Consider the following 18,836-nt stretch of genomic DNA (forward strand, 5'->3'; position numbering starts at 1 on the left):
GATCGGGCGCGGGACGGATCAGCAGTCAATCGCCTCCGACCGATTACGGTCAAGCACGATCCGGCTACGCACAGTTAACATCATGTGGCGTCTCCGCCCCTTCCGACGGTGCGGCGGAAGGGGCGGAACTCGGGTGACCGGCGGGGTTACGGCGGCGCGGTCCGCGCCTCCCCGGGTGTCCTACGCCACCCGGACGGGCGCGGGCCGCCGGTGGAGCCCCTCATCGGGCGGCGCCCTCCGGGGCCGGGCAGCCCGCGGGCCGTGCCCGGGAGGCGTCCCGGATCAGGGCCTCGTGCGCGGCCTTCACCCGGGCCACGTCCGGCTTCATGACGCGGCGGTCGTAGGTGAGCAGACCGTTGAGCTCGCCCTCGACGTCCGTGATCTGGGTGTAGACGGCGCCGTTGCTGCCCCGGCACACCAGCGCGCGCACCTCGTCGAGCTTGGTGAGGTAGTCGTCGGTGTAGGTCGCCGGGTCGACGTCGACGTACGACTGCTGCACCGACCAGGCGTGCCCGGGCACCGCGAGGCCCAGGCCGCCGTACTCGCCGCTGACCAGGGCGCGCTTCCCGTCCGGGCGGGGCGGGAGCGCGGGGCTGGGATAACCGTGCTCGTCCATGATGTCGCCGGTGCCCCCGTCGGCGCCGAGGTTGAGCCCCGACTGGTTGTTGACCAGGCGGGTGGGGTCCCAGGCCTTGGCCTGTTCGGCGACGCGGCCGACGTCGTACTGGCCCCAGCCCTCGTTGAAGGTGACCCACATGACGATCGACGGGCTGCTGAGGTGCTCGTCGATCATCTCCTTCATCTCCCGCTCGTAACGGGCGCGGGCCTCGGCGCCCGGGTTCACCCCGGCCGTCATGGAGGGCATGTCCTGCCACACCAGCAGCCCCAGCCGGTCGGCCCAGTAGAACCAGCGGTCCGGTTCGACCTTGATGTGCTTGCGCACCGAGTTGAAGCCGAGCTTCTTGTGCATGCGCAGGTCGTACGCGAGGGCCTCGTCGGTGGGCGCGGTGTGCAGGCCGTCGGGCCAGAAGCCCTGGTCGAGGGTGGCCATGAGGAAGACCGGTTCCCCGTTGAGGACCGTGCGCGGCACGCCGTCCACCTGCTCGACGGCGATGGAGCGCATCCCGAAGTAGCTGCCGACGCGGTCGTCGCCGACGGTGACCTTCAGCCGGTACAGGAACGGGTCGTCGGGCGACCACAGGCGCGGGTCCTCGATCCTCAGGGTCAGCGGCTGCCCGGTGCGGCCGCTCGCCGTGGCGACCTCGCGCCCCCCGTCGTACGCGGTCGCCGTGACCGGTACGCCGTCCCGGACGCCCTTCGCCTTCACGGTGAGCCGCTCGCCGGGCACGTCGGGGACGAGTTCGAGGGAGTCGACGTGGTCGGGGGCGACCGGTTCCATCCAGACCGTCTGCCAGATGCCCGAGCTGGGCGTGTACCAGATGCCGCTGGGGTCCAGGCGCTGCTTGCCGAGCGGCGGGTTCTCGCCGTGCGCGGCGTCGGTGGGGTCGTACACGCCGACGATGAGCTCCTGGGTGCGACCGGGCTTCAGCGCGTCGGTGACGTCGGCGCCGAACTTGTCGTAGCCGCCCTCGTGCGCGGCGACCTTCGTGCCGTTGACGTACACCTCGGCGCGCCAGTCGACGGCGCCGAAGTTCAGCCGCAGCCGTTTGGCGGAGCCGATGCGCCAGTCCCGGGGGACGGTGAAGGTGCGGCGGTACCACATGCGGTCCTCGTGCCGCTGGATCCCGGAGAGCTGGGACTCCACCGGGTACGGGACGAGGATGCGCTCCTCGAGCGTCTTCCCGACGGGCGGCCGCTCGCCCTCCTCGGCGGCGGCGAACTGCCAGCGGCCGTTGAGGTTGCGCCAGTCCTTCCGGGTGAGCTGCGGGCGCGGGTACTCGGGAAGGGCGTTGTCCGGGCCCACCTCGTCGGCCCACCTGGTGCGCAGCTCGTGGGTGGAGCGGTTGGGGCCGCTGCTCAGGAACGCGTCCACGGGGTCGCCGTCGGCGGAGGTCAGGCCGCCCTGTCCGTCGTAGCGGACGTCGGCGCTGCCGCGGGCGGTGCCGGTCTTGTTGCCGACGACCGGCTCGGCGAGCGTGACGAGCAGCGCCCTGGGATCGGCCGGGTCCGGCTTCGCCGACTTCAGGGGCCACTCGGCGCCGCCGATCACCGCGTTCAGGTGGTCGGTGAATCCGGCCGGGGGCGCGGCGAGCGGCCGGGGGAAGTCGAGCTTCAGGGTGCGGCCGGAGGCGAGGACGGTGGCGGCGAGGGCGCCGTCGTAGTCGAAGCCGTCGGGGAGGCGGAACGCCGACTGCGGAACGGGTTCCTTGGTGCCGCCGGGTTCGGTCCAGCGCAGGTGGAGGTTGGAGCCGCCGTAGTGCTCGAAGTACTCGACCTTGAGGTCGTGGGCCCGGCCGGCGGTCAGCTCGATCGGCTCGGCGGTCTGTTCGCGGTCCCAGTCGTCGACCCAGTGGTCGATGGCGAGCCGGCCGTCGATCCACAGGCGGAAGCCGTTGTCCCCGATGATCGAGAAGGTGTGGGCACCGGTCTTCTCCGGCACGATCTTCCCGGTCCAGCGGACGCTGACGTCGTCCGACCGGCCGGTGGTGACGTTCAGGCGCGGCTCCAGGTTGTCGAAGTCGAGGTGCGGGTCGAAGGCGGTGGCCTTGAGCTCGTGGAAGTCGAAGGCGCCGGGGGCGGAGTGGGTGTAGTACTCGCCCTTCAGGCCGTGGATCTCCACCGGGTCGTCCTCCGCCGCGGTCGCGGCCGGGCCGGTGGCGGTGAGGCCGGCGGTTCCCAGTGCGGCGGCCAGGAGAAGCGCGAAACGGTTTCTGAGTCGTCTGATGCGCACGGATCCTCCGTCGGTGAGGAAGGTGACGGCTCGCTGCTCAGTACGTGGTGCTCAGTGCTCGGCGTTTCCTTGTGTTCCGTTGTGTGCGTTGCACGCGGTCGTACAACGTTGTCATGAACAGTACTTGGCATAACAGCACGGATTCCGCCGTCCGTCCAGGGACATGACAAAGGCCCCGGTGGTCACCACGACCGACCGGGGCCCCACGCGCCCCCCGTGCCGCCGCTACGGCACCCGCTGTCCCTTCCCGAGGGCGATCACCCCGCCCTTGGACACCGTGTACAGCTCCGCGTCCCGCTCCGGGTTGACGCCGATCGCCGCGCCCGGCGGCACCTCGACGTTCTTGTCGAGCACCGCCCCGCGCACCACCGCGCCCCGCCCGACGTGGACGTTGTCGTGCAGCACCGAGCCCTGCACCACGGCCCCCGGATCGACGACCACGCCCGGCGACAGCACGGACCGCGTGACCTGGCCCCGGATCAGGCAGCCCGCGCTGATGATGGACTCGCTCGCCATGCCGCCGGCGTTGAAGCGGGCGGGCGAGAGCTGGCCGGAGTGGGTGTAGACGGGCCACTGCCGGTTGTAGAGGTTGAACGCGGGGCGCTCGGCGATCAGGTCCATGTGCGCCTCGTAGTACGCGTCCAGGGTGCCGACGTCCCGCCAGTAGCCCTGGTCGCGGCTGGTCTCGCCGGGCACGTGGTTGGTGCTGAAGTCGTACAGGGCGGCCTCGCCCCGCTCGGTGAGCTGGGGCAGGATCGAACCGCCCATGTCGTGCACCGACTTCTCGTCCTCGGCGTCCCGCTGGAGCGCCTCGATGAGGACCTTGGTGGTGAAGAGGTAGTTGCCCATGGAGGCGAACACGCACTCGGGATCGTCGGCGAGTCCGGGCGGGTCGGCGGGCTTCTCCAGGAAGCGCTCCACGGTCCGGCCGTCCGCACCCGGGGTGATCACCCCGAAGGCGGAGGACTCCGAGCGCGGCACCCGGATCCCGGCCACCGTGACCCCGGCGCCGCTCTCGACGTGCTGGGCGAGCATCTGGCGCGGGTCCATGCGGTACACGTGGTCGGCGCCGAACACCGCCACGTAATCCGGCCGTTCGTCGTAGACCAGGTTCAGCGACTGCAGGATGGCGTCGGCGCTGCCCAGGTACCAGCGCGGGCCGAGGCGCTGCTGGGCGGGGACCGGCGTGACGTAGTTGCCGAGCAGGCTGGACATCCGCCAGGTGGTGGTGATGTGCCGGTCCAGCGAGTGCGACTTGTACTGCGTGAGCACGCAGATGCGCAGGATGTCGCCGTTGACGAGGTTGGACAGGACGAAGTCGACCAGGCGGTACGTGCCGCCGAAGGTGACCGCCGGTTTGGCGCGGTCCGCCGTGAGGGGCATCAGCCGCTTGCCCTCGCCGCCCGCCAGCACGATTCCCAGGACCGAAGGACCTCCCCCACTCTCGGCTTCGCTCGAGCGGGGGTACCCCCATCGACGCATGGCCGCTCCCCTCACGCCGGATTTCCCCAAGACTGCCCCGGACAGGCGGGACTAAGCCTGTTCGAGGACCTCCTCGTAGAGCCGGACCGTACGGCGGGCCACCGCGTCCCAGCCGAACTCCCCGACCGCGCGCTCCCGCCCGGCCTCGCCCATCCGCCGCGCGGCGTCCGGATCGCCGAGGACCGAGTCGAGGGCCCGCGCGAGACCCGCCTCGAAGTCGTCGTCCGCCTCCACCAGCACCCCGGTCTCGCCGTCCGTCACGACCTCGGGGATGCCCCCGACCCGGGAGGCCACCACCGGGGTGCCGCAGGCCATCGCCTCCAGGTTCACGATGCCGAGCGGCTCGTACACCGAGGGGCAGACGAACGCGGTGGCGTGGGTGAGGAGCTGGATCACCTCCGGGCGGGGCAGCATCCGCGGGATCCAGTGCACGCCCTCGCGGACCCGGCTCAGCTCCTGGTACAGCTCGCGGAACTCCCGGTCGATCTCGGGGGTGTCCGGGGCGCCCGCGCACAGCACGACCTGCGCGGCCGGGTCGATGCCGCGCACCGCCCGCAGCAGGTGGGGCACGCCCTTCTGGCGGGTGATGCGGCCGACGAACAGCACGTACGGGCGGGAACGGTCGAGGCCGATGCGGTCCAGGACGTCGGTGCCGGGGTCGGGGCGGTACAGGTCGGTGTCGATGCCGTTGTGCACGACGTGCACCCGGCCGGGGTCCAGCGCCGGGTAGCAGGCCAGGATGTCCCCGCGCATGGCGCCGGAGACGGCGATCACCGCGTCGGCGGCCTCGACGGCGGTGCGCTCGGCCCAGCCGGACAGGGCGTAGCCGCCGCCGAGCTGCTCGGCCTTCCAGGGGCGCAGCGGCTCCAGGGAGTGGGCGGTCATCACGTGCGGGACGCCGTGCAGCAGCTTGGCGAGATGGCCGCCGAGGTTGGCGTACCACGTGTGGGAGTGGACGAGTTCGCAGCCCCGGAGGGCTGCGGCCATGGCGAGGTCCACGGAGAAGGTGCGCAGCGCGTCGTTGGCGCCGTCGAGCGCGGTCCAGGGACGGTGGCGCAGCACGCCGTCCGTGCGGCCCTCGCCCCAGCAGTGCACCCGGAGGTCCACCAGGGGCCGCAACTCCCGGGCGAGGAACTCCACATGGACCCCGGCGCCGCCGTACACGTCCGGGGGGTACTCCCGGGTCAGCAGTCCCACTCGCACCCGTGGACCCCCTGTCTGAGCGGACGTTCCTCCCATGGTCACCCGGACGGGGCGCGGGGGGAAGAGCGAGGCGGACGTGTGAAGCAACAGTCGCCGCAGACGCCCCCGCCCGGCACCCGGTAGTACAGGCAGCAGCTGCGCCGCCGGAAGGCGGTGCCCGAGAGGGTTCCGGTGCCGGCGAGCAGGGGGTGCGCCAGGAGTTCGGCGGCGAGGGATGCGGCCCGGGCGCCGACGTCGGTACGGCCGTGGCCGCGCCCCCAGCGGTCCAGCTCCCGGGCGGCGCCCGCGAGCGCGGAGGCCGCGTTGCCGCGCAGCAGGCCGCGTGCGAGGCGGTGGCGGGAGCGCAGGGCCGCGGCGAGGGGTTCGAGGTGGCCGTGCAGCACCAGGTCCGCGACGGTCGCCGCGTCGCCGGACCGTGCCCGTACGTCGGTCAGCCACAGATCGTCGGGGGCGGTGCCGTCGGGGTCCCAGCGCAGCAGCCGCGGGTCGAGGTCGGGGACCGCCCCGTACAGGGAGGCGCAGCCCAGCGCCACCGACCACAGCCGGGCGGCGAGCCCCTGCTGGGCCACCGAGGCGGCGACCCGCGCCTCGGGGGTGCCGAGGGCACCGGCGACTGCGCACACCCGTGAGGCCAGGAAGTCGCCGTGGGCATCCGGGCGTTGCGGCGCGTACACCTGCGCGAGAGTGGGCAGCGGCGGGACGGCCGCTGCCGCCGTGCGCAGGGCGAAGAAGCCGCCGACGCGGCGGAGGGCGGTGAGACGGGGGTCGAGGTCCACGACGTGCAGTAGTACCAAGTCCCCTAGGGGAGGCAACCAGGGGCCCTCCGTCCACGGGCGCCCACCCTGGGGATGAGGGGGGCGTCGTCGTACTCCATCGGCAGTACGACCCATTGGGTGCTCAGGGACGACGACGGGAACAGCCGGACAGGGCATCGTGTTGGTCATGAGAGCCGACCCTTCGCCGCGCCGGGTCCCGTGCCCGGGCCTCACGCAGAGGAGCAGCCGATGAGCGCCCTCGCGTTGTCCGTGCTGCTGTCGTTCGTCTCCGCCGTGGCGTACGCCGGCGGAGCGATCGTGCAGGAGCAGGTCGCGGCGTCCTCACCCGGCGATCAGCAGTACGCACCGCTGCGCCGGCCGGGCTGGTGGGCGGCGGTCGCGCTCAACGGCCTCGGCGGACTGCTGCACGTGGTGGCGCTGGCCTACGGTCCGCTGAGCCTCGTCCAGCCGCTGGGTGCCCTGACCATCGTGTTCGCGCTGCCCATGGCCGCGCTGTTCGTCGGCCGCAGGGCCGGGGCGACCGCGTGGCGCGGCGCCATCATGGCGACCGTGGGTCTCGCCGGTCTGCTCTCCCTGGTCGGCGCGTCCGACGCGCAGTCGCTGGACACCGCCCAGCGCGTGGCGGCGGCGCTGGTCACGGCCGTCGCGGTGGTGGCGCTGATGATCGCGGCCCGGGCCGTGCACCGGCATCCCGCGGTGCGCAGCATCCTGCTGGCCACCGCGTCCGGTATCGCGTTCGGCATGTCCTCCGTCTTCACCAAGACCGTCGCGGTCGACTGGACCGGCGGGGTCTCGGCGGCGGACCTGCCGTCCCTCGCGGCGATCGGCGTCCTGGCCACGGCCGGCATGCTCCTGTCCCAGGCCTCCTACCGCGGTGCCGGACTCGCGGCGCCGCTGGCGACGCTGACGGTGGTGAACCCGGTGGTGGCGGCGGCGGTCGGCATCACGATGTTCGGCGAGACCTTCCGCTACGGCACGACGGGCACGGCGCTCGCGCTGAGCTGTGGCGTGGTCGCGGCGGGCGGACTGATCCTGCTGACGACGGAACGGCTGGCGCGCGAGCAGCAGCGGACGGCGGCCGCGCGGGCCGAGAGCCTCCCGTCCGGGCCCGCCGTCGTCGTCCCCGGCTCCGTGCCCGAGACGGTCCCCGCCGCCCGGTCCGTGGCGGCCGCGGAGCCGGAGGCCGGCCCCGCCGAGCGGTTGCTGGCCGCGCTCGGGCTCCCCGAGGACGTGCGCGGGCCGCTTCCGGTGCCCTCCCCCAGGACGCCGCTGGACGGGCCGGAGCCCGCCCTGGTGCCGCTGGTGTCGTACGGGCCCTTCTACGGCGGCCCCTGCGTGCCGGTGCCGGCGGTGGACCGGCACCGGATGCGCGTCAAATCCTGACGCCGCCCGCCCTCAGGTAGGCGACCGGGTCGATGTCCGAGCCGAAACCGGGCCCCGTCCGCACCTCGAAGTGCAGATGGGGGCCCGAACTGTTGCCGGTCGAACCGGAGCGGCCGATGCGCTGGCCCGCGACGACCGACTGGCCGCTCTTCACGGAGATCGCCGACAGGTGCGCGTACTGGCTGTAGCGGCCGTCGGCGTGCCGGATGACCACCTGGTAGCCGAACGACCCCTCCCAGCCCGCGCTGACGACGCGGCCCGCCGCGACCGACTTCACGGACGTGCCGGTGGGCACGGGGAAGTCGACCCCGGTGTGATAGCCCTTCGACCAGGCGGATCCGGCCTTGTGGTACGGCGTGCCGAGGGCGGCGCTCACCGGGGCGACCAGGGTGCCGCCGGCCTCGGTGGCGCGGTCGGCACGGTCGCCGGTGCGCTGCGGAGCGGTCTTCTTCCCCGACGGCTCGGCCGCCTTCGGCTGCTTCGACCGCTTCTTCGGGGCCGGGGATTTCGACGCGGGGCGTGCGGCCGTCCCGTCGGGCAGCGCCAGCCGCTGGCCGGGCAGGATCAGGTCGGGGTCGGCGCCGATGGCCGAGCGGTTGGCTTCGTACAGCCCCCGCCAGCCGCCCCGGACCCGCTCGTCCGTCGCGATGCCGGAGAGGGTGTCGCCGCGGACCACGGTGTACATCTCGGCGCGGCCCGCGCGGGACTGGGGTGTGGTGTGCGGCTTCACGTCCTCGACGGAGGACCGGGCGGCCTTCGCGCCACCGGCCTTCCGGTCGTCACCGCCGGCCCTCCGGTCCTTCTTCTCGCCGCCGCGGTCGGACCTGTCGGCGGCCGGCCGGACGTCGGGGGTCTCGCCGCCCCGGGTCAGTCCGGCCCGGACCGAGCACACCGGCCAGGCGCCGGGGCCCTGCCCGTCGAGGACCTTCTCGGCGATCGCGATCTGCTGGTCCTTGGTGGCCAGGTCCGCGCGCGGCGCGTACCGGGTGCCGCCGAACGCCTCCCACGTGGACTGGGTGAACTGCAGCCCGCCGTAGAAGCCGTTGCCCGTGTTGATGTCCCAGTCGTTGCTGGATTCGCACGTGGCGACCTTGTCCCAGGTCTCCACGTCGGCGGCCTGGGCGGCGCCGGTGCCCATCAACGGGAGCGCCATTCCGGCACCACCCGCGGTGACGGTGAGTGAGGCGCGGTTGATCCTGTTCGGCTGGTACCGGCGGTGCCGGCCGCGCACGGCCATGGAATCCCCTTCGACAACGCGTCAGGAGGGGCAAAAGTAAGCGTTGCGAACTGGCCGTGACAAGACGGCTATCGGCCGCACGGCTGCGCCAAGTGGCCGGGACTCTCCCCCCGTTGCGCCCCGCTGCCACCGCCGGCACACCGCACGCGCGGGCGGGTGCGCCCGCCCGCGGGCGCACGGACGCGTGCGCCGGGTGAGCGCGTCGGGTGCGTGCGGGGAGGGCTTCCGCCCGTATGCGCCTGCGTGCGCGGAGTCGCACGACCCGCGCGTGCGGACGCAAGCACGGCACGTCAGGATGGGCGGGGGCAGGTCTGGCGGGCACCGACCGGCAGCACCGACACCCCGGCAGCACCGACACCAAGGTCACTAGGAGCCAACCCCATGAGCAGTTCAGCGCAGATCGGCGTCACGGGCCTCGCGGTCATGGGCCGCAACCTCGCGCGCAACTTCGCCCGCAACGGCTACACGGTCGCGGTGCACAACCGGACGGCGGCGCGCACGCACGCGCTGGTGGAGGAGTTCGGACACGAGGGCGGCTTCGTGGCGGCCGAGACGGCCAAGGAGTTCGTGGCGGCGCTGGAGCGGCCGCGGCGGCTGGTCGTCATGGTGAAGGCCGGCGAGCCGACGGACGCCGTGATCGAGGAGTTCGCCCCGCTGCTGGAGCCCGGCGACATGATCATCGACGGCGGCAACGCGCACTTCGCCGACACCCGGCGCCGGGAGCGCGAGCTGCGCGAGCGGGGCATCCACTTCGTCGGCACCGGCATCTCCGGCGGGGAGGAGGGCGCGCTCAACGGGCCGAGCATCATGCCGGGCGGTTCGAAGGAGTCGTACGAATCCCTCGGCCCGATGCTGGAGAAGATCTCCGCCAAGGCGGCCGACGGCGCGCCCTGCGTCACCCATGTCGGCCCCGACGGTGCCGGGCACTTCGTGAAGATGGTCCACAACGGCATCGAGTACGCCGACATGCAGCTGATCGGTGAGGCGTACCAGCTGCTGCGCGACGTCGCCGGGTACTCCCCCGCGCAGATCGCGGAGATCTTCCGCACCTGGAACACCGGCCGCCTGGACTCGTACCTGATCGAGATCACGGCCGAGGTGCTCTCCCACGTGGACGCGGCGACGGGCAAGCCGTTCGTGGACGTGGTGGTGGACCGGGCGGAGCAGAAGGGCACGGGCCGCTGGACCGTGCAGATCGCGCTCGACCTGGGCGTGCCGGTGTCGGGCATCGCGGAGGCGGTGTTCGCGCGCTCGCTGTCCGGTCACGCGGCGCTGCGCGAGGCCTCGCGCGGTCTCGCCGGTCCGAAGGCCGCGCCGCTGGGCGAGGCGGAGGCGGCGGCGTTCGCCGACCGGGTGGAGCAGGCGCTGTACGCGTCGAAGATCGTGTCGTACACGCAGGGCTTCCACGAGATCGCCGCGGGCAGCGAGGAGTACGGCTGGGACATCGACCTCGGCGCGGTCTCCGCGATCTGGCGCGGCGGCTGCATCATCCGGGCGGCCTTCCTGGACCGCATCCGCGCCGCCTACGACGCGCGGGCGGACCTGCCGAGCCTGCTGTCCGACGAGACGTTCGCGCGGGAGATCGCCGACGCGCAGGACGACTGGCGCGAGGTGCTGGTCGCCGCGACCCGCCAGGGCGTGCCCACCCCCGGTTTCGCCGCGGCCCTCGCCTACTACGACGCCCTGCGCGCGGAGCGCCTGCCGGCCGCGCTCACCCAGGGCCAGCGGGACTACTTCGGCGCGCACACCTACCGGCGCACGGACCGCGAGGGTTCGTTCCACACGCTGTGGGGCGGGGACCGGTCGGAGGTGACCGCGTAGCGGACCGCGGCGGGCCACGCCGGCCGGCGTGGCCCGCGGAGAAGGGCGGTGGACGGCCTCGACGGCCGTCCACCGCCCTTCTCGTGCGCGTGGGCCGGTTCAGCTCAGCGGCGGTCCGGGCTCCGGGTCGGGCACCGGTTCGGGCCCCGGCGGGATCGGTGAGGGGGAGGGCTCGGGCGGGCCCGGGTGCGGCGGCGGCGGGGTGGGCCGGGGAGGCGGGGGCGTGGGGCCCGGAGGCGGCTCGGGGCCCGGAGGCGGCTCCGGGGGCGGGACCGGGTGGGGCTGAGGGGGCGAGGGGTCCGGGCCCGGGAGGGGACCCGGCTGGACGGGGTCCGGGTACGGCTCGGTCATGGCGGGTGTCCTCCGGCCAGTCGGTCGACGTCGGCTCTGGACTACTCCCCCGCCTACCCGGGGGCCGCGTCCTCAGTCACCCGCCCGTATGACGGCGGGGGCCCGGATGGCGCACTCGGCCGGCCGGGCGGCGGGGTCCCGGACGCCGCTACGGGACGCCCGCTGCCGCCGCGCCCGCCGCGAGTCCGGGGCGCGGGCTGGACAGCACCGGGACGCCGGCCGTGCTGAGCCGCCCGGCCGGCGCCATGGAGGCCTGGGCGAGGACGATCACGTCGGCGCCGGTGACCTCGTCGGCCGCGTCCGCGACCCGGCGTACGTACCCTTCCCGGTCGCCCGCCTCGAAGCGGGCCCAGGCATCCTCGACCAGCACGGTGCGCACCTCGACGGCACGGCCGGCGCGACGCGCCTCCTCCTCGATGAGCACCACCGTGGGCCGCACGGTGCTCTCCAGGGCGGCGAGGACGACGACACGCGGACCGGCGGCCACGGCCGCGCGCGCCATCGGCCGGTCGACGCGCAGCACGGGAACACCCACCTCGGCGGCCGCCGCCTCCGCCACGCCGCCGATGGTCGAGCACGTGCACAGCACGGCCCGGGCCCCGCCGTCGACGGCCTCCCGCACCCTCGCCCGTACGTCCTCGGCGACCGCCTCGGGACCGGCGAGGCGGGCCCGGCGCAGCAGGTCCTCGGCGACGAGGTGCCGCAGTTCCAGGCCGGGACGGTCCTCGTCGCGCAGCGCGTCGAAGACGGGGACGTGGACGGGTGAGGTGTGCAGGAGGGCGAGCACGCGGACGGCCGGGGTCAGAAGTGCCCGGGGTGGGCCGCCAGCCACTGCTTCGCCGCCCGGATCAGCTCCGGACCGGCCGCCGGGGCCTGGTCGGGGTGGCGTTCGGCCCACTTGACGACGTACGGGCAGAGCGGGGCGACCGCGCTGTCCTCGCGCGCGGCGACGGCGTACAGCTCGCGCGCGAGGCCGCCGGCGATGCCCCTGCCCTCGTGGGCGGGCTCCACGATGGTGTGGACCGGCACGAGCGCGCGCCCGGGGGCGTCGAGGACGAAGTACTCGATCCGGCCGACGACCTCGCCGCCCGTCACCGCCTCGAGCCGGCCCGCCGCCCGGTCGTCGCGGATCTCGATGTCACCCATGGACGCGTCACGCTCCTGTCTCGGTCCTCCCCGGTCAGGCCGTGACGGCCTGCGGGCTGCGCTGCTGGTCCGATCCCGGCACCGGCTCGGACGGGTCGGCGCCCAGGGACACGATGCGGTTGTCGCGGTCCACGTGCACGATCCGGGGTTCCAGCGCCCGCGCCTCGGCGTCGGTGACCTGAGCGTAACTGATGATGATCACCAGATCGCCGGGGTGCACGAGATGGGCCGCCGCCCCGTTGATCCCGACGACCCCGGAGCCCCGTTCGCCCTCGATGACGTACGTCTCCAGCCGGGCCCCGTTGGTGATGTCGACGATGTGCACGAGCTCGCCGGGCAGCAGGTCGGCGGCGTCGAGCAGATCGGCGTCGATGGTCACCGATCCCACGTAGTGCAGGTCGGCCTGGGTGACGGTGGCGCGGTGGATCTTGGACTTGAACATGGTGCGCAGCATGGAGAAACTCCCGGTCTGTCTGCTCCCTGCCTGCTTCTTGCAGGTCAAGGGCGGTCTCCGCAGAGTACAACCATTCGCGTGTCCGGTCAGCTGCCGCCAGGTGTTCCAGGACCCACACGGACCCGTTGCCGACTGTCCTGGTGAATGACCAGGACAGGACCGGGCTGCTCCACTCACTCGGTCCCGGCCACAGGAGGAGGGCACAGGGCAAGCGCCTGCCCACCATTCAGCTCGTGCTTCTGCCCGCCAGGGCATCGAGCAGTACGACGGCTTCACCGCGGCTCAGCAACTCGTGGAAGCGTTCGTTGCGGAAGGTGCGCAGGCACGCGTGGCAGCTGCTCCCCGGGCCGCACTCGCGTCCGCCCACGCGTGCGGGTGCGGCCTCGACGACCGGTTCGAGGTGCTCGCCGATCCGGATCACGTTCCCCGCCCCGCCAGGTGTGGTGCCGAAGAGCGGCAGCGAGGGCATGCCGCCGGCTCCGGTGTGGACCGTGCTGTCGATGTCGTCCCGGCTGATCTCCAGGTGGGTGGCCGCGCCTTCCAGCTCGATCTCGTCCTGGACGCTCGGGGGAAGCACCCGGCGGACCGAGGCCGCCGTGCTCTCCGGGACGGGCGTGAGCCAGTCGCGCACGAGGTGGGCCGCACTCTCGCCGGTGGTGTCGTCGGGCAGGAGGTCCTGGCCCCGAGCTGCCCAACGTGCTCGCCTTCGAGCCGAACAAGCAGTACCTGCGGGAGCTGCTGGGCACCCCCATGGCCCTCACCCACCCTCGGCGGGGGCCATGTGCGGAAGGCCCACGAGCGGATCGAGAAGGTGCAGGAGCGGATCCACGGCGGTGAGGCCCGCCGAGCGACAGGGTCATGGCCGAGCACGAGGCGGTGTTCGGCCGCGAGTACCGCGTCCGGACCGGGGGCGAGCACCCCGACCCCGCCCCGCGCGGGAAGTGAGGCCGCCCCGGATGTCCGAGCTGCAGACGCCCCGGGCCGGTGACGACCGGGCCCCCGACATCGGCGTAGTGGCTCTGCTGGGAAGAGGTCGTCCCCCCTTCGTCCGCAGGGCGGTCGAGGGCGGCGAGCAGGTCGTCAGGGACCGCCTCGCGGAGGAGAAGTCGGCCGAGGAGACCCTCGCTGCCCTGGACGGCATGGACACCGACGACCCCGGGTTCACGCCCAGGCTCATGGAACTGCGCACCGGGGTGCAGGGGCACGCCCGGGCGGAGGGACGCTACGGGTTCTCGCACATCCGGCGCAGCACCGACGCCAACCTCGCCGCCATGGCCGGGGCCGTCAGGGCCGCCGAGGCCATCGCCCCCACCCGGCCCCACCCCGGAGTCGAGTCCGCCGCGGCCAACGTGGCCCTCGGCCCCGTGGCCGCCGTGATGGACCGCACCAAGGGCACCGTCCGCCAGGCCATGGGCAAGGACTGACGCCGGCCGGTCCCGGGCCGGGCGGCGCTCGGACCGGGACCCGCGGAGGCCGACCTCCCCGAGGACGAACGCCGCTCCTGGGTGCGAAGCGGTGGACGCCGCCGTCCGCGCCGGCGTCCACCGGCGCGCAAGCGCACCGCGGCGCCGCGTCAGGTTTTGCCATGAGGTGACTGCGGCACTCGGTCACCGCGATGCCCCGCTGCGAGGCGACCATCACGATGAGATGCACCGGCCAGGCGCATCGATGTCGAGCCCGGCATCCGGGCGGAACAGAAGGCGATCGATGACGACGATCGGTGTCGAAGAGGAGTACCTGCTGCTCGACCCGGTCACGGGCCTGCCGGTACCCCTGGCGGACAAGGTGCGTGCCGCGGTCGGCCTGGGTCGCCTCGCGGCCGACCAGGAGGTGCAGTGCGAGCTGCTGCAGGCGCAGGTGGAGGTGGCCACGCCGGTGTGCGGCACGCTGGAGGAGGTCGGCGGGCATCTGCTCCGGCTGCGGCACGCCGTCGGAGCGGCCGCCGAGGGGCACGGCTGCCGGATCGCGGCCTGCGCCACACCCCCACTGCGCCACGGCCGTCCCGTGGCCGTCACCAGCCAGGCCCGGTACCGGGCCATGCTCGCCCAGGCGCCCCAGCTCGTGGCGGAACAGCTGGTCAACGGCATGCACGTGCACGTCGGCGTCCCCAGCCGGGAGACCGGCGTGCAGGTCCTGAACCGGATCCGGGTGTGGCTGCCGACCCTCACCGCCCTGTCCGCGAACTCTCCGCTGTGGGACGGCCGCGACACCGGCTTCGCCAGCTGGCGCACCGTGATCTTCAGCCGCTGGCCGGTCAGCGGCATGCCCCCGCACTTCGCCGACATCGCCGACCACGACCGGCGCGTGCGGCAACTGCTGGACAGCGGTCTGATCTCGGACACCGGTCAGCTGTACTGGCAGGCCCGGCTCTCGGCGCGGTACCCCACCATCGAGGTCCGGTGCCTGGACGTGCAGCTGCGCGCGGACGACGCGGTGATGCTCACGGGCCTCGTCCGGGCCCTTGTGGAGACCGCGCTCGCGGAGGCCGCCGCCGGCGCTCCGGCGCTCGACTGCGACCAGGAACTGCTGCAAGCGAGCATGTGGCACGCCGCCCGCCACGGACTGAGCAGCACCCTGGTCGACCCCGGTGGCCGGCAACGCCGGGCCGGCGAGATGCTGTACGAGCTGCTGCGCCACGTCACTCCCGCGCTCGACGCGTCCGGCGACAACCGGCAGGTGACGGCCCTGGTCCACCGGCTCCTGCAGGACGGCACCGGTACCGATCGGCAACGCGCCGCCCTGGCCCGGGGCGGCCTGCCCGCGGTCACCGATCTGATCATCGACAGCAGCACCATGCCCTGACCTGCCGCGGCCCCGTCAGGTGCGTGCCCGTGCGTTTTCCCCGATCGTGCGGGGGGATTCCCCGCCTACGGCGGCATAGGAATATGAAGCGGAACAGCGAGTGGGCCTGCCCGCATTGCGGGCCGCCTGGCTCACGCAGGCATCCGCCCACCGGCCCTGCCGGCCGGGGGCGGTGGAGGCGCTGCTGCCCGAGGAACTGGTCGTGAACGAGTATGACGGCGCCGCATGGGTGGGACTGACGCCCTTCGTCATGGCGCACCGAGTGGACGCTCACAGCACAGTCGGCCCGGTCGGACACCTCCTCCTCCTCCCCCCGGGGAAGGGACCCGCCCGCGCTCCGGGTCCCGGGCATCACCTCCCGCGACACCACAGGCACCGTCCGACGTGGCACCGCAGGGCACGTCGAACGGTTCCCCTGCCGACGAACCAGCGTGCGGCTGCCGCTCAGCCTCGCCGAGCCCCGTTTTACGCCATGGTCCGGGGAACCCGGTACGTCCCAGCGAAGCCCTGAGGGAGGCAGCCATGAGCAGTTCCGGAGAAGGAAAGCGCGAGCCCGCGTCGCCTTTGGAGCGGGAGACGGGTGAGCGGGACGTCCACCCGGAGGAGGAAGGACGCCCCGAGCCCGACACGTCCGGCGAGGCCACCGACGAGGCCCTGAAGGGACGGGCGGAGACAGAGGAGGGCCCCGGCTGACACCCAGGCCGCCCGGACGAGCGTCCGTCCCCTGCCGGCACCGTTCCCCTGTTCCTGTCGCTCCCCGCCCTCACGGGCGCCGCGGCGGCTTCCGCGACGTTCGAGTCGGTCAAGTCTGTGACACGCGCGGTGGCGGGTCGTCGTCAGGCGTTGCCCGGCTGTGTCCACCGCTCACTTGCGGAAACACCCAGGCGGCACGCCCCCTCCGTGCGCTCCCGCCCGCCACGGGCGGCGGCGGCCGGACCCGGCCGCGTCGGACGAGCCGGAAGGTGCAGTCATGCAGAACGGAACCACCCTGTACGCGCTCGACATCAGCGCGGCCTCGTTCACGAAGGCGTGTGGCGGCCCCTGCACGAGGGGTGCGTGACCCTGGCGCGTGATCGGCGAGGACGCCTGGGCGCCGGGCGACAGCACCACGCTCCCGCGCTCCTCACACGGCGGAGCGGAGGATCCGGCGCACCGTCCACGCCCCGCGTCCGCTCGAAGGCGACCTCACGGCTTCGCCCTCCGTGGCCGACGCGGGCGGCCCGGCACTACCGCGCGGGAGTCCCGTCCGGCCGTCCGTACGGCACGGGCCGACCCGTGAAGGCGTCCAGCAGGATCCGTTCGCCGACCGGCCGGTCGAGTTCCACCTCCACCGGATCGATGTCCCTCCTGCCGGGACAGGGACCGTCCGCCGCTCCGGCCACGGACGCGGACAGGACCACGCTGCCGTCCGTTTCCAGCACCCGCACACGAGGCCCGTCGTCGCAGGCTCCGTGGTGGGCCAGCACCGTGACGGACCGGCCGTCCCGGGCCACTTCGACCAGTCCGTCCAAGGCGGTCAACTCGCTGCCGGACGGATCACGAGCGGCGTCGATCGGCGGGGCGGGCGACGCGGAAGGGAGGACGGCGGCATGCGTGAGGGACGTCTCGTACCCTTCCACGGTGAACAGCCACGCCGGAACGGTCGCCGGGCCGCGACTCGTCGCGTGGGTCATCTCGCCGAGCCTCGCCCCGGTCACCGTGAGACCCGGTCCGTCGGGGTCACCACGGTCCAGGGTCTCGTACGCCTGGCGGGCCCCGATCAGCGGGAGGGTGAGCGAACCGCCCCTCTGCCACTTCACTTCCCCGTCCTCCCGCGGGAGATCGGGAAGACCGCCGCGCAGAGCGAAGTTGCCCGTTTCGAAGGCGCGTTCGTCGGCTTCGTCGTGGAAGCCTCCCTCGGGCGGCTCCACCACGTCCTCCACGGGGTGGTAGCCCTCGCGCCACACACCGGCGGCTTCGGAGCCGTCCCAGGCGTCGGCGACCTCGCGGGCGCGCACCTCCGCGTACACCCCACGGCTTTCGTCCGGTCCTGCGCCGTCGCCGCTCTCCGCCTCCCCGTTTCCGCACGCGGCGAGCGAGCCCGCGCCGACGACGAGGATCGCGACCGGGATGAGGTGAGCGAGAGTGTTCCTGCCGTACGTGGCCATGAGCCCCTCCGGGGCCGATGCGGACTGGACGGTCGGGGGCCGGCCGCCCCGGGATCGGTCTTCGGCACCCGGCCGGGACCGGAGCCCTCCACCCCCACCGTGCGTCTTCCGGGGCCGTCGGTTCCTCCGGGTCGATGACAGCCCAGTCCCCGGGCTCGTACTCGAAGTCGACCTGCGGCCCCAGGCAGACTCCTCCGGCTCGCCTCCGCCACTCGTATTTCCCGCCGAAGACGCAGTGCCCGGCGGTGATCAGGAACTTGCTTCCGCTGGCATTCTGCACATGGAAAGCCGCGGTGCAGATCCGTCCCAGGGACGCCGCCGTGAGCCCTTCGCCGTCGTAGGTCTCGATCCCGAGGCCGCCCCGCATGTAGTAGGTGGCGGCGGCCACCGCCTCCCCCGCTTCCCCTTCGTGGCGGCCGACGGCCGTTTCGGTCCTTCCCGGGAGTTCCTCGATGCGCACGGCGTCCCCGTGCCTTTCGGCGACTTCCTCGATGCGGGCGCGATCGGCGTCGGACACTCCGTCGTGGAGTGTGACGATGACGGCGTTACTGCTCGGGTCGGGACCCCAGGCGGTGTTGGCAATTTCCGCCAGCCGGTCCGACTCGGCTTGGATCGGTTCGGCATGCCACCGCTGGGTGGCCCGGACCGGTGCCTTGGTCCCCTTGTGCGCGGATCCGGCCGCGCAGGGCCCCGCCTCGTCGAGCGGATCCCGCAGCCGGGGCGGCCCGCGCCGGAGCCGGACGAGCAGGCGCTGCCAGCCGTGTTCGACGCCCCCGGCTGACCCACCGGCCGGCACCACGGCCACAGCAGCGCCGTGCCGACCTGCGAGCCGGCCGACCGGTGCCGGGCCGGCCGGCTCCCCGACGTCACTGGCGTCACTGCGGGTCCGTCGTGGAGATCACCAGCAGCCTGGTCACGGTGCCGTCGTCGCCGGTCACGTCGCGTACATGCCGGAAGCCCAGGCGGCGGCACATGGCGAGGCTGGGGGCGTTGTCGGCGCCGACCATGCCGTAGGCCTCCTTCAGGCCCAGGTTGTCGGCGGCGTGGCGCAGCAGACCGCGGACCACTTCGGTGCCCAGGCCCCGGCCCCAGTACGGGGGTGCGAGGGCGGCGATCAGCTCGTGTCCGTCGACGTTGCCGGTCTTCTTCACCTCCGCGTGTCCGATGAAGGCGTCGTCCTGCC

17 protein-coding genes and 1 pseudogene are annotated in these 18,836 nt (G+C 73.4%); 6 read left to right on the forward strand and 12 right to left on the reverse strand.

Annotation, left to right across the window (positions count from 1 at the left end):
• Nucleotides 1–220: 220 nt before the first annotated feature.
• The 4 genes from RIM90_RS06275 to RIM90_RS06290 form a co-directional block, all read right to left on the reverse strand.
• Nucleotides 221–2,851 (reverse strand): PA14 domain-containing protein, encoded by a 2,631-nt coding sequence (locus tag RIM90_RS06275; RefSeq protein ID WP_309059558.1) that lies wholly within the window; start codon nt 2,849–2,851, stop codon nt 221–223.
• 225 nt (nt 2,852–3,076) lie between these two features.
• Nucleotides 3,077–4,333: a glucose-1-phosphate adenylyltransferase gene (glgC, locus tag RIM90_RS06280; RefSeq protein WP_309059559.1), complete on the reverse strand. Its 1,257-nt coding sequence runs from the start codon at nt 4,331–4,333 to the stop codon at nt 3,077–3,079.
• A gap of 51 nt (nt 4,334–4,384) precedes the next feature.
• The gene (glgA, locus tag RIM90_RS06285; RefSeq protein WP_309059560.1) at nt 4,385–5,536 is read right to left on the reverse strand and encodes a glycogen synthase; all 1,152 of its coding nucleotides are present in this window, start codon (nt 5,534–5,536) and stop codon (nt 4,385–4,387) included.
• Between the two features lie 38 nt (nt 5,537–5,574).
• Nucleotides 5,575–6,330 (reverse strand): (2Fe-2S)-binding protein, encoded by a 756-nt coding sequence (locus RIM90_RS06290; RefSeq protein ID WP_375165404.1) that lies wholly within the window; start codon nt 6,328–6,330, stop codon nt 5,575–5,577.
• Between the two features lie 210 nt (nt 6,331–6,540).
• Here RIM90_RS06290 and RIM90_RS06295 point away from each other — a divergent pair, with 210 nt between their 5' ends.
• On the forward strand, nt 6,541–7,695 hold the full coding sequence (locus tag RIM90_RS06295) for a DMT family transporter (RefSeq protein ID WP_309059561.1): 1,155 nt from the start codon (nt 6,541–6,543) through the stop codon (nt 7,693–7,695).
• Here the strand turns inward: RIM90_RS06295 and RIM90_RS06300 are convergent.
• Nucleotides 7,685–8,932 carry a transglycosylase family protein gene (locus RIM90_RS06300; RefSeq protein ID WP_309059562.1) on the reverse strand — a complete coding sequence of 416 codons (1,248 nt, stop codon included), beginning with the start codon at nt 8,930–8,932 and terminating at the stop codon, nt 7,685–7,687. The two genes, RIM90_RS06295 and RIM90_RS06300, sit on opposite strands and share 11 nt — an antisense overlap.
• A 381-nt stretch (nt 8,933–9,313) precedes the next feature.
• On the opposite strand from RIM90_RS06300, the gene gndA reads away from it, so the two are divergent.
• A complete protein-coding gene (gndA, locus tag RIM90_RS06305; RefSeq protein WP_309059563.1) occupies nt 9,314–10,753 on the forward strand; it encodes an NADP-dependent phosphogluconate dehydrogenase in 1,440 nt (479 codons plus the stop codon).
• A 499-nt stretch (nt 10,754–11,252) separates the two neighbouring features.
• Here gndA and RIM90_RS06310 read toward each other — a convergent pair whose 3' ends face one another.
• The 4 genes from RIM90_RS06310 to RIM90_RS06325 all read right to left on the reverse strand — a co-directional run bounded on the left by RIM90_RS06310 (nt 11,253) and on the right by RIM90_RS06325 (nt 13,335).
• Nucleotides 11,253–11,891, reverse strand: coding sequence for an aspartate/glutamate racemase family protein (locus RIM90_RS06310; protein WP_309059564.1), 639 nt, complete (start codon nt 11,889–11,891; stop codon nt 11,253–11,255).
• Nucleotides 11,892–11,905: 14 nt separating this feature from the next.
• A complete protein-coding gene (locus RIM90_RS06315) occupies nt 11,906–12,250 on the reverse strand; it encodes a GNAT family N-acetyltransferase (protein ID WP_309059565.1) in 345 nt (114 codons plus the stop codon).
• A gap of 34 nt (nt 12,251–12,284) precedes the next feature.
• Entirely contained in the window at nt 12,285–12,704 is a 420-nt protein-coding gene (panD, locus tag RIM90_RS06320) for an aspartate 1-decarboxylase (RefSeq protein WP_309059566.1), read from the reverse strand.
• 226 nt (nt 12,705–12,930) lie between these two features.
• A complete protein-coding gene (locus tag RIM90_RS06325; RefSeq protein ID WP_309059567.1) occupies nt 12,931–13,335 on the reverse strand; it encodes a DUF1998 domain-containing protein in 405 nt (134 codons plus the stop codon).
• A 325-nt stretch (nt 13,336–13,660) separates the two neighbouring features.
• Here RIM90_RS06325 and RIM90_RS06330 point away from each other — a divergent pair, with 325 nt between their 5' ends.
• From RIM90_RS06330 to RIM90_RS06345, 4 genes are all read left to right on the forward strand, one after another.
• A complete protein-coding gene (locus RIM90_RS06330; RefSeq protein WP_309059568.1) occupies nt 13,661–14,128 on the forward strand; it encodes a hemerythrin domain-containing protein in 468 nt (155 codons plus the stop codon).
• Between the two features lie 283 nt (nt 14,129–14,411).
• Entirely contained in the window at nt 14,412–15,506 is a 1,095-nt protein-coding gene (locus tag RIM90_RS06335) for a glutamate--cysteine ligase (protein WP_309059569.1), read from the forward strand.
• A gap of 100 nt (nt 15,507–15,606) precedes the next feature.
• Nucleotides 15,607–16,017 (forward strand): DUF2071 domain-containing protein, encoded by a 411-nt coding sequence (locus RIM90_RS06340; RefSeq protein WP_309059570.1) that lies wholly within the window; start codon nt 15,607–15,609, stop codon nt 16,015–16,017.
• Between the two features lie 11 nt (nt 16,018–16,028).
• Nucleotides 16,029–16,199 (forward strand): hypothetical protein, encoded by a 171-nt coding sequence (locus RIM90_RS06345; protein ID WP_309059571.1) that lies wholly within the window; start codon nt 16,029–16,031, stop codon nt 16,197–16,199.
• Nucleotides 16,200–16,732: 533 nt separating this feature from the next.
• Here RIM90_RS06345 and RIM90_RS06355 read toward each other — a convergent pair.
• From RIM90_RS06355 to RIM90_RS06360, 3 genes and pseudogenes are all read right to left on the reverse strand, one after another.
• Complete coding sequence (locus tag RIM90_RS06355; protein ID WP_309059572.1) at nt 16,733–17,653, reverse strand: hypothetical protein; 921 nt, start codon at nt 17,651–17,653, stop codon at nt 16,733–16,735.
• A gap of 484 nt (nt 17,654–18,137) precedes the next feature.
• Nucleotides 18,138–18,458, reverse strand: a pseudogene (locus tag RIM90_RS31520) (alpha-lytic protease prodomain-containing protein); the annotation flags it as partial.
• A 70-nt stretch (nt 18,459–18,528) separates the two neighbouring features.
• The coding region (locus RIM90_RS06360; protein WP_309059573.1) for a GNAT family N-acetyltransferase at nt 18,529–18,836 on the reverse strand (308 nt) is incomplete at its 5' end.

Origin of the sequence: Streptomyces sp., from assembly GCF_031181555.1 — a bacterium.
GTDB classification, from domain to species: Bacteria; Actinomycetota; Actinomycetes; order Streptomycetales; family Streptomycetaceae; genus Streptomyces; species Streptomyces fimbriatus.

Excerpts from the sequence above, each read along its gene's own strand:
- glgC (WP_309059559.1), bottom strand. The coding sequence starts at position 4,333 with ATGCGTCGATGGGGGTACCCCCGCTCGAGCGAAGCCGAGAGTGGGGGA.
- panD (WP_309059566.1), bottom strand. The coding sequence starts at position 12,704 with ATGCTGCGCACCATGTTCAAGTCCAAGATCCACCGCGCCACCGTCACC.
- RIM90_RS06355 (WP_309059572.1), bottom strand. The coding sequence starts at position 17,653 with ATGGCCACGTACGGCAGGAACACTCTCGCTCACCTCATCCCGGTCGCG.
- RIM90_RS06345 (WP_309059571.1), top strand. The coding sequence starts at position 16,029 with ATGAGCAGTTCCGGAGAAGGAAAGCGCGAGCCCGCGTCGCCTTTGGAG.
- gndA (WP_309059563.1), top strand. The coding sequence starts at position 9,314 with ATGAGCAGTTCAGCGCAGATCGGCGTCACGGGCCTCGCGGTCATGGGC.
- RIM90_RS06330 (WP_309059568.1), top strand. The coding sequence starts at position 13,661 with ATGTCCGAGCTGCAGACGCCCCGGGCCGGTGACGACCGGGCCCCCGAC.
- RIM90_RS06300 (WP_309059562.1), bottom strand. The coding sequence starts at position 8,932 with ATGGCCGTGCGCGGCCGGCACCGCCGGTACCAGCCGAACAGGATCAAC.
- RIM90_RS06335 (WP_309059569.1), top strand. The coding sequence starts at position 14,412 with ATGACGACGATCGGTGTCGAAGAGGAGTACCTGCTGCTCGACCCGGTC.
- RIM90_RS06315 (WP_309059565.1), bottom strand. The coding sequence starts at position 12,250 with ATGGGTGACATCGAGATCCGCGACGACCGGGCGGCGGGCCGGCTCGAG.
- RIM90_RS06295 (WP_309059561.1), top strand. The coding sequence starts at position 6,541 with ATGAGCGCCCTCGCGTTGTCCGTGCTGCTGTCGTTCGTCTCCGCCGTG.